The organism is Kitasatospora sp. NPDC057738, assembly GCF_042798815.1.
Classification (GTDB): Bacteria; Actinomycetota; Actinomycetes; order Streptomycetales; family Streptomycetaceae; genus Kitasatospora; species Kitasatospora lactacystinica.
The window spans coordinates 56,079-69,346 of the sequence record NZ_JBHVJT010000053.1; the positions used below are offsets into that span (position 1 = coordinate 56,079).

Below are 13,268 nucleotides of genomic sequence, written 5' to 3' on the forward strand. Positions count from 1 at the left end.
TTGAGAGGGCCCTAGGTTTTGTCTCTCCACACACCCCGGAGAATGCGGGGGCGCCTTGGGCGACCAGCCCCCCCTCCGTGGGGGGAAGGGGGGTCCCCCGCTCGGGGTCGGGACCCCCCGGGGCACCGGACGGATCAGGCCGTCACAGGTACAGCCCGGTCGAGCCCTCCGTGTCGCCGAAACGGGTCGCGGCGACGGCGTGCAGGTCGCGCTCGCGCAGCAGCACGTAGGTGGCGCCGCGGACCTCCACCTCCAGCTTGTCCTCCGGGTCGTACAGCACCCGGTCCCCCGGTTCCACCGAGCGCACGCTCTGGCCCACCGCGACGGCCTCCGCCCAGGTACAGCGCTTGGACAGCTCCGCCGTGGCCGGGATCAGGATGCCGCCGGTCGAGCGGCGCTCGCCCTCGCTGCCCTCGATGCGCACCAGCACGCGGTCGTGCAGCATCCGGATCGGCAGCTTCTCGCCGAGCCGGTCGTGGCGGGCAGGCTCCTGCGCGTACTCGGAGCGGGTCGCTTCGTCGTTCGTACTCACGGTCCCGAAGGTACCTCCCCCGGGCGCGGGGCGTGACGCTGGCCCGGTACGCGGAAGGCCGGGCACGCGGCGCGCCCGGCCCTCCGTCCCGCGGTGCTCAGCCCTTGCGGCGCTTGCGGGCCGAGGCGACCAGCAGCACCAGGCCCACGCCGACCAGCGCGGCCGGGACGATCCGCTCCCGGCGCGGCTGCCCCTCCTCGTCCACGAACTGCGCCCGGACCTTCTCCACCACGCCGCTGGCGGCCACGTACGCCCGGGCGGCCCGCTCCTCGACGGCGGCCGCCGCCTTGGCCTTGACCTGGGCGGAGATGGTGCTCGGGTGGACGCGGACGGCCAGCTCGTCGAGGGTCCCCGCCAGCCGGTCACGCGTCCGCTCGATGTCCGCCTCGATCTGGGCGGTCGTCCGCGCCGACTTGTCCTGCGTGCTCGCCTCGCCCACTCGGGCCACCCCATTCACTCGCCGATGTCGTTCCGTCCGATCCGTGCGATCGGTGCGACTGACCCAGTGTGTCAGCTGCCGAACACGGCCGCGCGGCCCCACCCACCATCGGAGGTAAGTTTGCCGTGGTACAGCCGCCCGTCCCAGCCTTCAGGAGAGTACGACCGTGTCTGAGCGCCTCCAGCCCGGCGACACCGCGCCCGCCTTCAGCCTGTCCGACGCCGACGGCAACCAGGTGTCCCTCGCCGACCACGCCGGCCGCAAGGTCATCGTCTACTTCTACCCGGCCGCCCTGACCCCCGGGTGCACCAAGCAGGCCTGCGACTTCACCGACAACCTGGAGGTCTTCGCGGGCGCCGGCTACGACGTCATCGGCATCTCCCCGGACCAGCCGGAGAAGCTCGGCAGGTTCCGCGAGGCCGAGAACCTCAAGGTCACGCTGCTGTCCGACCCGGACAAGGAGGTGCTGGAGGCGTACGGCGCCTTCGGCGAGAAGCAGAACTACGGCCGCACCTACCTGGGCGTGATCCGCTCCACGATCGTCGTGGACGAGCAGGGCAAGGTGGAGCACGCGTTCTACAACGTGCGGGCCACCGGCCACGTCGCCAAGCTGCTGCGCGACCTCAAGGTCGGCGCCTGACCGACCGCGGTACGGGAGAACGACGAAGCGGTGGCGGCACACCCCCCGACCGGGTGCACCGCCACCGCCGTTCCTCACCTCAGCGGACCGGCTTGATCAGCAGGTCCCGAGGTCGCTCCAGACGCCCCACGAGCCGCTGGCCGCGGGGTCGTCGCCCTTGGTCCACCACTTGTTCTGGTAGTAGTGGCCCTTCCACGAGACCTTGGTGGGGGTCGCGTAGGTGGTGCCCGCGTCCCAGCCCGGGGCGGCCGTGCAGGCGCCCGAGGTCGGGGTCGGCGTCGGGGTCTGCGTCCCGGTCGCGGTGGGCGTCGGGGTCGGCGTCGGGGTGGCCGTCTGCGACGGGGTCGGGGTCGGGGTCGGCGTGCCGCCGTCCACCGCGCCGCGGGTCAGGTCGCCCTTGATCCCGTACAGCGTGCCGCCCACGTTGACCGTCCAGTTGGAGGGCGTGGACACCGGCAGGTAGTAGACGAAGTCCATGTCGATCGAGGCGCCCGGCGCCAGCGACTGCCAGCCCGGCAGCTTGACCGACACCCGGTTGTAGGTGCCCTTCAGACCGCCCACGTTGCCCGGGCCCGGGTTGTCCTGCTTGATGACCTGGAGGCCGAAGCCGGACTGGTCCTTGGCGTTGCCCGGGGCCGAGTTGCCGTAGTCGAACTGGAACTCGGTGCCGCCCGGCAGGGTCAGCGTCGAGTTGTTGACGATGTGCAGCTTCGGGTTGATCGGGTAGTTCGAGTCGCCCAGCGCGAAGTTGGTGAACGACACGTCGATCGGCAGGGTCTGCTGCGGCAGCGCGGTCGTCGAGCGGATCGCGCCGTACGGGGCCGCCGACTTGAACTTGTCGTACATCAGCGAGGTCAGCGTCGAACCGGGGACGTACTCGCCCTTGCCGCCGTTGGCGGCGGCGTCCCACTTGTAGTCGCCCGCGAGCTCCCAGATCATCGCGCCGCCGGCGCCCTGGTTGACGATGTAGTCCGCCTTGGCGCCCACCGACTGCTCGTCCTCGGTGGAGAGGAACACCTTCTTGGTGTCGTTCCACAGCCACGGCGCCACCAGGGCGGAGCTGTAGTTGCGGGTGTAGGTGCCCTGCAGCGCGGTGTCGGACACGCCGTACTTGGCCAGGTAGTCGGGCAGGATGCCCTTCTCCAGGTTCTTGGCGTGCCACATCGGGTTCGACCCGGCCGGGGACTCCTTGCCCGCGTCGTCCTTGTCGTTCCAGATGTTGTCGATGCCGACCGCGCCGTCACCGCAGGCGGTCAGGCCGGAGCCGGCCGGGCAGGTGGTCGCCGAGGCGGTGCCCCAGAGGCCGTTGGTGCCGCCCTGCACGTTCTTGAAACCGCGGGAGTAGTACGGCAGGCCGACGTTGATCCGGCCGCCGGGCATCGAACCGCGGAAGTAGTGGTACGACCAGTCGGCGTTCAGGTAGCCGATGCCGCCGTACTGCCCGGTGCCGTAGACGTTGGCGGCGGCCAGCTCGCCGTCCTTGCCGTCGTCGAACAGCGAGGCGTTCGGGCCCACGTACTTGTTCCAGGCGCCGTGCAGGTCGTACGACATGATGTTGACGTAGTCCAGGTACTTGGCCACCTGGAAGGTCTCCATGCCGCGCAGCAGGTAGCCGGAGGACGGGGCGGCGACCGACAGCAGGTAGTGCTTGCCGTCGGCGGCGCCGGCCTTGTCCAGGTTCTCGCGCAGGGTCTTCATCAGCGCCGCGTAGCCCTTGGCCAGCGAGCCGCGCTTGGCGTTGGCGAGCTGCCAGTCCAGCGGGTTGCCGGCGTCCTTCATCGAGGTCGGGTACTCGTAGTCGATGTCGACGCCGTTGAAGCCGTACTTGCGGATGAAGTCGACCGAGGAGGCGGCGAAGGTGTCGATGCCGGCCTGGTTGACGCTGCCGTCCGCATTGACGGTCATCGAGTAGAAGCCGCCGGAGTTGACGCGCTTGCCGTCGTCCCCGAAGTATCCGCCGGTCTCGGTCCAACCGCCCACCGACATCATGGTCTTGACGTTCGGGTACTGCTTCTTGAACTTCGTCAGCAGGTTGAAGTGGCCCTTGTACGGCAGGCTCGGGTCCAGCTCGGCACCGGGGACGCCGGGGAAGGAGATCCCGGTGGCCTCGTTGGTCGGGCCGTCGGTGCCGACCGAGAGCTTGTTGTCGGAGCCGACGTGGCCGAAGGCGTAGTTGAGGTGGGTGACCTTGTCCCAGGGGATGTCGCTCACCAGGTACGGCGCGTCGCCGTTCTTGCCGGTGCGCCAGCCGGTGAAGTAGCCGATGATGCGGCGCTGGTGGTCGGCGCCCATCTTCTCGCGCCCGCTGGTGTCGTAGACGGAGCAGTACGGGACGTCCACCCCGGGGGTCTGGTACAGGCCGTCCGGCCGACAGGCCGCGTTGTCGACCGCCGCCGACGCCTGCGAGGGCGCCGCACCCAGCGTCGCCATCAGCAGTCCGGCCAGCGAGGCCGCGGCGAGCGAGGCCACGCCGGCCCGGGCGGCCGGGCTCTTCCGGCGGTGGGCGGCGGTGGGACGCCGCTCCGCCGTGTTTCGGATCAACACTCGGTCCTCCAGGAGAGAGTGTCGGCGCGTGCCTGTGGGGGAGCACGCACGTGGGGGATTGCAATTGGCGCAGAAGCTATGTGGTCTGAACCACATAGGTCAATAGGTCTGTACCAATTGGTAATCAAAAGCCAAACATCACAGGTCGGAGCCGCTCGACAATCGGTCAGCCCCCTGGCCGAAACCCGCTCCCGGCGCGCACCGGCCGACCCGGCTGCCGAACTGCCCGCACCGGCGCGCGGCAGACGCGCGGCCGCCCCCCGACCGGGACGAGGCCGGGGCCGGACCGGGGACCGGGCCGGACGCCGAACCGGGACGCGGCACCGGCGGGGCGGCGGCCGAACTCGCTGTCCCCACACTCGACGAAGCTCTAGACTGGTCGCCATGCGGCCTTGGCGGAATTGGCAGACGCCTGGGTTTTAGGTGCCCATGGGAGAAATCCCGTGAGGGTTCGAGTCCCTCAGGCCGCACTGGCGTTTAAATCGAAGGCCCGCCCCGAGGTGATCCCGGGGCGGGCCTTCGACGCGTTCACCGGACGGAGTGTCAGGCCAGCAGGTCCTTGACGACCGGGGCGAGGGCGCGGAAGGCCTTGCCGCGGTGGCTGATGGCGTTCTTCTCGGCCGGGGTGAGTTCGGCGCAGGTGCGGGTCTCGCCGAGCGGCTGGAGGATCGGGTCGTAGCCGAAGCCGCCGTCGCCGGCCGGGGCGGTGCGCAGGGTGCCGAGGAGGCGGCCCTCGACGACGCGCTCGGTGCCGTCGGGGAGCGCGAGGGCGGCGGCGCAGAAGAAGTGGGCGCCGCGGTGCGGCTCGGCGATGTCGGAGAGCTGGGCGAGCAGCAGGTCGAGGTTGGCGGTGTCGTCGCCGTGCTTGCCGGACCAGCGGGCGGAGAAGATGCCGGGAGCGCCGTTCAGCACGTCCACGCAGAGGCCGGAGTCGTCGGCGACGGCGGGCAGGCCGGTGGCGCGGGCCAGGGCGTGCGCCTTGAGCAGGGCGTTCTCGGCGAAGGTGACCCCGGTCTCGGGGACGTCCGGGATCTCCGGGTAGGCGTCGGCGCCGACGAGTTCGACGTCCAGGCCGGCGTCCGCCAGGATGGCGCGGAGCTCGGTGACCTTGTGCTGGTTACGGGTGGCGAGAATCAGGCGGGTGGACATATCGCCCACCCTACCGAGGGGCCGGGGACGATCAGCCGGTGCAGACCGAGGTGAGGTTGCCGGCCGCGGCGCCGAGCGGCTTGAGGTCCGGGACCTCGTTGCGGTCCGCGGCCCGCTGCACGTTCTCGACCTGCTTCTGCAGATCGGTCACGGCCTTGGCGACATCGGTGTTCTTGGAGTTCTTCCCGACCTGGTCGAGGTCGTTCTTGAGCTTCTGCAGGGCCTTCCCCGCCGCGGCCGCGTCGTTGCTCGCGTTGTCGTAGGCCTGGGTGACGTCGGCGATGTCGCCGGTGATCCGCACCGCGGTGTTGCCGCAGTCGAGCGCCTTCTGCGCGGCGGAGCAGCTCACCATGCTGAGCGGGAGGATCGCGATGAGTCCGGCCACGGCGAGGGCGGCGGGGCGGGCGATGCTCGACGGCATCCGATCCTCCTGTGGGGCGCGGGTTCCGTGATGGGGGACGCGCGCCGGGAGGTGCGCGGTTCCCGCAGCGGGAGTGCTGCGGGAACCGTACGGTCTCCGGGCCCGGCCTGTACAGCAGGCCGACCGGTTCGGCGGGCCGTTCGCCCGCGGCCCGCACGCGTGTCCGCACCGCGGCCCGAACGGCCGTCCGCGCCCGCGGGCTGACCGTGCGTCCACTCCGGTCCACGGCTGCGGGACCCGCGCCGGTTCAGCCCTCCAGGGCCTTGCGCTGGATCGCGTCCAGCTCCGCGCAGCCGAGGCTGCCGAGGTCGAGCAGCCGGTCGAGCAGCTCGCGGTCGAAGGGGGCGCCCTCGGCGGTGCCCTGGACCTCGACGAAGCGGCCGTCGGAGGTGCAGACGATGTTCATGTCGGTCTCGGCGCGCACGTCCTCCTCGTACTGGAGGTCGAGCATCGGGACGCCGTCGATGATGCCGACGCTGACGGCGCTGACGCCGCCGGTGATCGGCTGGCCCTTGGCGCGCAGCAGCTTCTTGTCGCGGGCCCAGGCGACGGCGTCGACCAGGGCGACGTACGCGCCGGTGATGGCGGCGGTGCGGGTGCCGCCGTCGGCCTGGAGGACGTCGCAGTCGAGGACGATGGTGTTCTCGGCGAGCGCCCGGTGGTCCACGACGGCGCGCAGCGAACGGCCGATCAGCCGGCTGATCTCGTGGGTGCGGCCGCCGATGCGGCCCTTGACGGCCTCGCGGTCGCCGCGGGTGTTGGTGGCGCGCGGGAGCATGGAGTACTCGGCGGTGACCCAGCCCTCGCCGCTGCCCTTGCGCCAGCGGGGCACGCCCTCGGTGACGCTGGCGGTGCACAGCACCTTGGTGTCGCCGTAGGAGATGAGGACGGAGCCTTCGGCGTGCTTGCTCCAGCCCCGTTCGATGGTGATCGGGCGGAGCTGTTCGGGGGTGCGGCCGTCGATGCGTGACATAGGCACTGAGCGTAGTCGCTCCGGGGGGCCGGTCCGGGAAGCGGCGGGGGCCGGTCCGGGAGCCGGCGGGGATGCGCCGCGGCCCGCCGTCCCCCTGAGCGGGTCGGCGGGCCGGGCGGGCTGAACCCGGGTGGCTCAGCTCACATCATGTCCTCGATGTCGGCGGCGATCGGGTCGGCGTCGGTGCCGATGACGACCTGGATCGCGGTGCCCATCTTCACGACGCCGTGGGCGCCGGCGGCCTTGAGGGCGGCCTCGTTGACCAGGGAGGCGTCCTTGACCTCGGTGCGCAGGCGGGTGATGCAGCCCTCGACCTCTTCGATGTTGTCGATGCCGCCCAGACCGGCGACGATCTTCTCAGCCTTGCTGGCCATCTGGTTTCTCCCTCTGTCTCGGCCCTTCGGCGGCTCTGCCGGGTGCCGTCCTGCGCTGGTGCTGGGGTGTCCCTCGACCGCCGGGCGGTGAGGTCCGTGCCGGTGGCTGACGCGGGTTCGGCTGCGGTCGTGCCGGCGAGCAGCGCGACCAGCATCACCCGTGCCGGTCCGGTCCGCCACGTTAGTCCACTTTTGGCCCATTCCGGCGGGCAGGCGTCAGATCGTCGCCCGAGGATGACGATCAGCGGGGCTCGCGCCTCCGGAGTACGACCTGCTTCCAAGTGGTCTACACCAATATATGTGTACTCCGAGGAACGCGGTAACGGCCCCGGGTGTTCCCGAGCCCCGCCCGAGGGTCCCGCAGGGGCCCGCCGGTCGGCAACCGCACCCGGAGGGCGAAGGATGAGTTCGGCAGGCGCCACGGCCCCGCAGACCACGTGGTGGCACACCTTCTACGGCGGCCTCCAGAAGATGGGACGCTCCCTGCAGCTCCCGGTGGCGGTGCTCCCCGCCGCGGGCATCCTCAACCGGCTCGGCCAGCCGGACGTGTTCGGCAAGGACGGACTGGGCTGGGACGACGTCGCGAAGGTCTTCGCCGCCGCGGGCGGCGCACTGCTCGACTCGGCCTTCGGCCTGCCGATGCTGTTCTGCGTCGGCGTAGCGATCGGCATGGCGAAGAAGGCGGACGGCTCGACGGCGCTGGCCGCCGTGGTCGGCTTCCTGGTCTACTTCCGGGTCCTGCACGCCTTCCCGGAGCACTGCCAGCCGCCGACGGTGCTGGTCAGCGACCAGTGCGTGGACTACACCTCGGCGAAGGCGGCGGCCGCGACGTACCAGAACCCGGGCGTGCTGGGCGGCATCCTGATCGGCCTGATGTCGGCCTGGCTGTGGGTCCGCTTCCACCGCACCAGGCTGGTCGACTGGCTCGGCTTCTTCAACGGCCGCCGCCTGGTTCCGATGATCACCGCCCTGGTCGGCATGCTGACCGCCGTGGTGGCGATCTGGGTCTGGCCGCCGATCGGCCGCGGCCTGAACGACTTCTCGCAGACCCTCGCCGACCTGGGCGCGGCCGGCGCCGGCATCTTCGGCGTCTTCAACCGCGCCCTGCTGCTGATCGGCATGCACCAGCTGCTGAACACCTTCGTCTGGTTCCAGTTCGGCGAGTTCGTCAAGGCGGACGGCACGATCGTGCACGGCGACATCCCGCGCTTCCTGGCGGGCGACCCGACGGCCGGCCAGTTCCAGTCCGGCTTCTTCCCGATCATGATGTTCGCGCTGCCGGCCGCCGCCCTCGCGATGGCGCACTCGGCGAAGCCGCACCGGCGCAAGGAGATCTACGGCCTGATGCTCTCGGTCGGCCTGACCTCCTTCGTGACGGGCGTCACCGAACCGATCGAGTACTCCTTCGCCTACCTCGCCCCCGCCCTGTACGCCGTGCACGCGCTGCTGACCGGCGCCTCGATGGCGGTGACCTGGGGCCTCGGGGTGCACGACGGGTTCAGCTTCTCGGCCGGCCTGATCGACTACGCGATCAACTGGGGACTGGCCACCAAACCGTGGCTGATCATCCCGATCGGCCTCTGCTTCGCCGCCGTGTACTACGCGCTCTTCCGGTTCATCATCGTCAAATTCAACCTGAAAACACCCGGGCGGGAGGACGACGACCAGGTCGAGGACGTCACCAAGGCCTGAACCCGAGCATCACCGGGGTTATCCCCGCAATGGCCCCCGGACCCGACGGTCCGGGGGTCTTCGGCATTTCGGAAAGCCCGGTCGCCCCGGCCCAACGCGCCTGGCAGGGCCCACCGGAGCAGGCTGTGCTTTTGTTGCGCGATTAGCCAAAATCGATTTTGTTGCGCGGTCGGCCAAAATACCGATCGCGGTGGATACCATGATCGCCATTCGGTAAGTAGGTTTCGATTTCATAGCGCTTCCCGGCTGCACCGCTTTCCGGGGTTCCTCGGCTTCTCCGCCCGTGCTACAAAACTGGTCTACACCACGTGTGGTGTAGACCAGTTCGCGGTTGGCCCCCTGTGCCGTCCCCCGACCGACCGCCATGCCGTTAGGAACCCACCCCCATGAGTCAGTCTGAGCAGGCACCGGCGCCCGCTACGGCTCCGGCCACGCCAAGCCCCGCCAAGAAGTTCGGCCAGAACCTCCTCCAGGGTCTGCAGAAGATCGGCCGCAGCCTCCAGCTGCCCATCGCGGTGCTCCCCGCCGCCGGTCTGCTGATGCGTCTCGGCCAGGACGACGTGTTCGGCAAGGACGGCCTCGGCTGGAACAAGGTCGCCTCGGTCTTCGCCACCGCCGGCGACGGCGTCTTCTCCAACCTGGCGCTGCTCTTCGCGGTGGGCATCGCGATCGGCTTCGCCAAGAAGGCGGACGGCTCCACGGCCCTCGCCGCGCTGGTCGGCTTCCTGGTCTACAAGAACGTCCTCACCGCGTTCCCGGTCTCCGAGGGCCATGTCGACGGCGACAAGTGGATCAAGCCGGTCTACCAGGACCCGGGCGTGCTCGGCGGCATCGTGATCGGTCTGCTGGCCGCGGTGCTGTGGCAGAAGTACCACCGCACCAAGCTGGTCGACTGGCTCGGCTTCTTCAACGGCCGCCGCCTGGTCCCGATCATGATGGCCTTCGTCGGCACCGCCGTCGGCGTCTTCTTCGGTCTGGCCTGGGGCCCGATCGGCGACGCCGTCAAGAGCCTGAACGACAGCCTGATCGGTGCCGGCGCGTTCGGTGCGGGCGCCTTCGGCCTGGTCAACCGCGGTCTGCTGCCGGTCGGCATGCACCAGTTCGTGAACTCCTTCGCCTGGTTCCAGACCGGTGACTTCACCAAGCCCGACGGCACCGTCGTGCACGGCGACCTGACCCGCTTCTTCGCCGGTGACCCGACCGCCGGACAGTTCATGTCGGGCTTCTACCCGATCATGATGTTCGCGCTGCCCGCCGCCGCGCTGGCCATCGCCCACGCCGCCAAGCCGCACCGCCGCAAGGCCGTCACCGGCATGATGGTCTCGCTGGCCCTGACCTCCTTCGTCACCGGTGTCACCGAGCCGATCGAGTTCGCCTTCGTCTTCATCGCCCCGGTCCTGTACGTCATCCACGCGCTGCTCACCGCCGTCTCGATGACCGTCACCTGGGCGCTCGGCGTGCACGACGGCTTCACCTTCTCCGGCGGCCTGATCGACTACGCGCTGGCCTGGAACAAGGCCACCGACCCGTGGATGATCATCCCGATCGGCCTGGTCTTCGCCGCGGTCTACTACTTCCTCTTCCGCTTCGCGATCGCCAAGTTCGACCTCAAGACCCCCGGTCGCGAGGACGACGACGAGATCGAGGACGTCACCAAGGCCTGACGCCCGCGTCACCGCCCCGCCCCGAAGGCCCCGCCCCGCCGCTGCTCCCCCAGCGGCGGGGCGGGGCCTTCGGCGTGCCCGGGCACCGCGGGCCGACGGAAACGGCGGTTGACGAACCGACGGACGCCCTGGTCAACTGAAGCGGTGAACGCCTCGTGCCCGCTGGTCACCCGCAGCCACATCGACTTCGGTCGCGTGTGGTCCGCGGCGTGTCGCGGCTGAGCTGACCGTTCCCCCGCCGCCGCCCGGCTGACGTCCCGCCCGGCGCCGGACCTTCCCCCCGCCCGCACGGGCTCCGCCCGCGGGCCGCCACCGCGCTCCGGCGTGCCCCCGCGCTCCCGTGCTCCCCGCACGGCCGCGCCGGCGCCCGCACGCGTCCGCACGAGGAAGTCAGGCTCACCATGCCCCGCCAGTTGCACCTGTCCGCCGCCCTCGACAGCCCCGGCCGCTTCGACGCCGGGCACTACGCCTACCTCGCCCGCCTCGCCGAGCGGGCCACCCTGGACTTCGTCACCCTCGACGACTCCTTCGCCGCCGCACCGAGCCGCCCCGACGCGCTCGCCGCCCTCGCCCGGATCGCCCCGCTGACCGACCGGGTCGGACTGGTGCCGACCGTCACCACCACCCACACCGAGCCCTTCCACACCTCGATCTCGGTCAACACCCTGGACTGGGCGAGCGAGGGCCGGGCCGGCTGGCTGGTCGGCGTCTCCACGACCGAGGCCGAGGCCCGGGCCTTCGGCCGCCGACCGGTCGCCGCCGAGGACGAGCTGTGGGCCGAGGCCGCCGACGCCGTCGAGGTGGCCGCCCGGCTCTGGGACAGCTGGGAGGACGACGCGGAGATCCGCGACACCGCGACCGGGCGGTTCATCGACCGCGACAAACTGCACTACATCGACTTCGAGGGCCCGCACTTCTCGGTCCGCGGCCCGTCCATCACCCCGCGCCCGCCGCAGGGCCGCCCGGTGGTCGCGGTACCGGTCGCCGCCGCTGACCTCGCGCCGGACGCCTCCCCGGGCGGGCGGGCCCGGACCGCCGCCGCGATCCGGCACGCCGACGTCGTGCTGCTCGACGCCCCCGACCGCGCCACCAGGCTGACCGCCGCCACCGAACTGCGGCTGCGCGCCGGGGAGGGCCTGCGCATCCTCGCCCGGCTCGACACCGCCCTGTCCGCCCTGCCCAACCGGGCCGCCGACGAGCGGCTGCTCGCCGAACTCACCGCGACCGGCACCGGCGTGGACGGCTTCCACCTCTCCCCCGCCGACCCGCCGCGCGACCTGGCGGCACTGGCCGACCGGATCGCCCCCGCCCTGCGCGCCGCGGGCCTGCTGCGCGCCGAGTACACCGGCCGCACCCTGCGCGACCACCTCGGCCTGGCCCGCCCGGCCAGCCGCTACGCCGCCCGCCCCGCCGGCGCCCCCGCCGCTTCCCCCGCCCTCGCCGAGGTGACCCGATGACGGACCGACCGCTCAAGCAGATCCACCTGGCCGCGCACTTCCCCGGCGTCAACAACACCACGGTGTGGAGCGACCCGGCCTCCGGCAGCCACATCGAGTTCTCCTCGTTCCGCCACCTCGCGCAGACCGCCGAACGCGGGAAGTTCGACTTCTTCTTCCTCGCCGAGGGCCTGCGGCTGCGCGAGACCAAGGGGCTCATCCACGACCTCGACGTGGTCGGCCGCCCCGAGTCGATCACCGTGCTGAACGCGCTCGCCGCCGTCACCGAACGGCTCGGCCTGGCCGCCACCGTCAACGCGACCTTCAACGAGCCGTACGAACTGGCCCGCCGCTTCGCCTCGCTGGACCACCTCTCCGGCGGCCGCGCGGCCTGGAACGTGGTCACCTCCTCGGACGCCTTCACCGGGGAGAACTTCCGCCGCGGCGGCTACCTGGACCGCGCCGACCGCTACACCCGCGCCGCCGAATTCGTCCAGCTGGCACGGGAGTTCTGGGACGCCGGGGACGAACCCGCCCGGCACCGCGGCCCGCAGTTCGAGGTCGAGGGCAGGCTCTCGCTGCCTCGGCCGCCGCAGGGCCACCCGGTGGTGATCCAGGCCGGGGACTCCGACGAGGGGCGCGAGTTCGCCGCCGCCACCGCCGACGTGGTCTTCTCCCGGCACTCCACCCTCGCCGACGGCCAGGCCTTCCACGCCGACGTCAAGCGCCGGCTCGCCGCGTACGGGCGCAAGCCGGACGAGCTGAAGATCATGCCCGGGGTCACCTTCGTCCTCGGCGACACCGACGCCGAGGCGGCCGAACGGGCCCACGGGATCCGCCGGGCCCAGGTCGGCCCGCAGACCACGATCGCCTTCCTGGAGCAGGTCTGGGGCGTCGACCTGTCCGACCACGACCCCGACGGACCGCTGCCGACCGTCGACCCCGACCCGGACAGCGGCCTGGTCCAGGGGCGGGTCCGGCACGCCGACCCGGTGGCCCTCGCCGAACGGTGGCGGGCGGTGGCCGCGGAGAAGAAGCTGACCAGCCGCGAACTGGTGATCGAGCTGACCGGCCGGCAGTCCTTCATCGGCTCGCCCGCCACCGTCGCGGCGCAGATCGACCACTTCGTGCAGAACGACGCGGCCGACGGCTTCATCCTCGTCCCGCACCTCACCCCGGGCGGGCTGGACGAGTTCGTCGACCGGGTCGTACCGCTGCTCCAGGAGCGCGGGGTGTTCCGCACCGACTACACCGGCCCCACCCTGCGGGACCACCTCGGACTGCCGGCGCCCGGGCGGCGCTGACGATCCGTCGCCCGGCACCCGGTGGGCCACCCGGCCGGCCTCCCGCCACCGGGTGGGCCCCCGGGTGGCCGTGACCGACGCCAGTGGCAAGGGCGTGGGG

At 71.4% G+C, this 13,268-nt stretch carries 12 protein-coding genes and 1 tRNA gene; 6 read left to right on the forward strand and 7 right to left on the reverse strand.

Going from position 1 to position 13,268, the window contains the following annotated elements; all coding sequences use genetic code 11:
• Positions 1-142: 142 nt before the first annotated feature.
• Together ACFVGO_RS26560 and ACFVGO_RS26565 are read right to left on the reverse strand one after the other, a co-directional pair.
• Entirely contained in the window at positions 143-445 is a 303-nt protein-coding gene (locus ACFVGO_RS26560; RefSeq protein WP_079136310.1) for a co-chaperone GroES, read from the reverse strand.
• Between the two features lie 184 nt (positions 446-629).
• A complete protein-coding gene (locus ACFVGO_RS26565; RefSeq protein ID WP_359915195.1) occupies positions 630-971 on the reverse strand; it encodes a DUF3618 domain-containing protein in 342 nt (113 codons plus the stop codon).
• A gap of 166 nt (positions 972-1,137) precedes the next feature.
• Between ACFVGO_RS26565 and bcp the strand changes: the two genes are divergently transcribed.
• Positions 1,138-1,611, forward strand: a complete 474-nt coding sequence (gene bcp / locus ACFVGO_RS26570; protein ID WP_359915197.1) for a thioredoxin-dependent thiol peroxidase — start codon at positions 1,138-1,140, stop codon at positions 1,609-1,611.
• Positions 1,612-1,707: 96 nt separating this feature from the next.
• Here bcp and ACFVGO_RS26575 read toward each other — a convergent pair whose 3' ends face one another.
• Entirely contained in the window at positions 1,708-4,041 is a 2,334-nt protein-coding gene (locus ACFVGO_RS26575; protein WP_380356844.1) for a chitinase C-terminal domain-containing protein, read from the reverse strand.
• Between the two features lie 500 nt (positions 4,042-4,541).
• On the opposite strand from ACFVGO_RS26575, the gene ACFVGO_RS26580 reads away from it, so the two are divergent.
• Positions 4,542-4,625: transfer RNA gene (locus ACFVGO_RS26580), tRNA-Leu, on the forward strand.
• Between the two features lie 73 nt (positions 4,626-4,698).
• Here the strand turns inward: ACFVGO_RS26580 and rdgB are convergent.
• The 4 genes from rdgB to ACFVGO_RS26600 form a co-directional block, all read right to left on the reverse strand.
• A complete protein-coding gene (gene rdgB, locus ACFVGO_RS26585; RefSeq protein ID WP_359915199.1) occupies positions 4,699-5,304 on the reverse strand; it encodes an RdgB/HAM1 family non-canonical purine NTP pyrophosphatase in 606 nt (201 codons plus the stop codon).
• 31 nt (positions 5,305-5,335) lie between these two features.
• Complete coding sequence (locus ACFVGO_RS26590) at positions 5,336-5,725, reverse strand: hypothetical protein (protein WP_359915201.1); 390 nt, start codon at positions 5,723-5,725, stop codon at positions 5,336-5,338.
• 247 nt (positions 5,726-5,972) lie between these two features.
• Complete coding sequence (gene rph / locus ACFVGO_RS26595; protein ID WP_359915203.1) at positions 5,973-6,698, reverse strand: ribonuclease PH; 726 nt, start codon at positions 6,696-6,698, stop codon at positions 5,973-5,975.
• 140 nt (positions 6,699-6,838) lie between these two features.
• Positions 6,839-7,072, reverse strand: coding sequence for a glucose PTS transporter subunit EIIB (locus ACFVGO_RS26600; RefSeq protein WP_063349220.1), 234 nt, complete (start codon positions 7,070-7,072; stop codon positions 6,839-6,841).
• Positions 7,073-7,474: 402 nt separating this feature from the next.
• Between ACFVGO_RS26600 and ACFVGO_RS26605 the strand changes: the two genes are divergently transcribed.
• The 4 genes from ACFVGO_RS26605 to ACFVGO_RS26620 all read left to right on the forward strand — a co-directional run bounded on the left by ACFVGO_RS26605 (position 7,475) and on the right by ACFVGO_RS26620 (position 13,168).
• A complete protein-coding gene (locus ACFVGO_RS26605) occupies positions 7,475-8,764 on the forward strand; it encodes a PTS transporter subunit EIIC (protein ID WP_359915205.1) in 1,290 nt (429 codons plus the stop codon).
• Positions 8,765-9,150: 386 nt separating this feature from the next.
• Positions 9,151-10,428 (forward strand): PTS transporter subunit EIIC, encoded by a 1,278-nt coding sequence (locus tag ACFVGO_RS26610; protein ID WP_359915207.1) that lies wholly within the window; start codon positions 9,151-9,153, stop codon positions 10,426-10,428.
• Positions 10,429-10,829: 401 nt separating this feature from the next.
• Complete coding sequence (locus ACFVGO_RS26615) at positions 10,830-11,885, forward strand: LLM class flavin-dependent oxidoreductase (protein ID WP_380634441.1); 1,056 nt, start codon at positions 10,830-10,832, stop codon at positions 11,883-11,885.
• Positions 11,882-13,168: an LLM class flavin-dependent oxidoreductase gene (locus tag ACFVGO_RS26620; protein WP_380634443.1), complete on the forward strand. Its 1,287-nt coding sequence runs from the start codon at positions 11,882-11,884 to the stop codon at positions 13,166-13,168. Before ACFVGO_RS26615 ends, ACFVGO_RS26620 begins: the two co-directional genes overlap by 4 nt.
• The last annotated feature ends 100 nt before the right edge of the window (positions 13,169-13,268 follow it).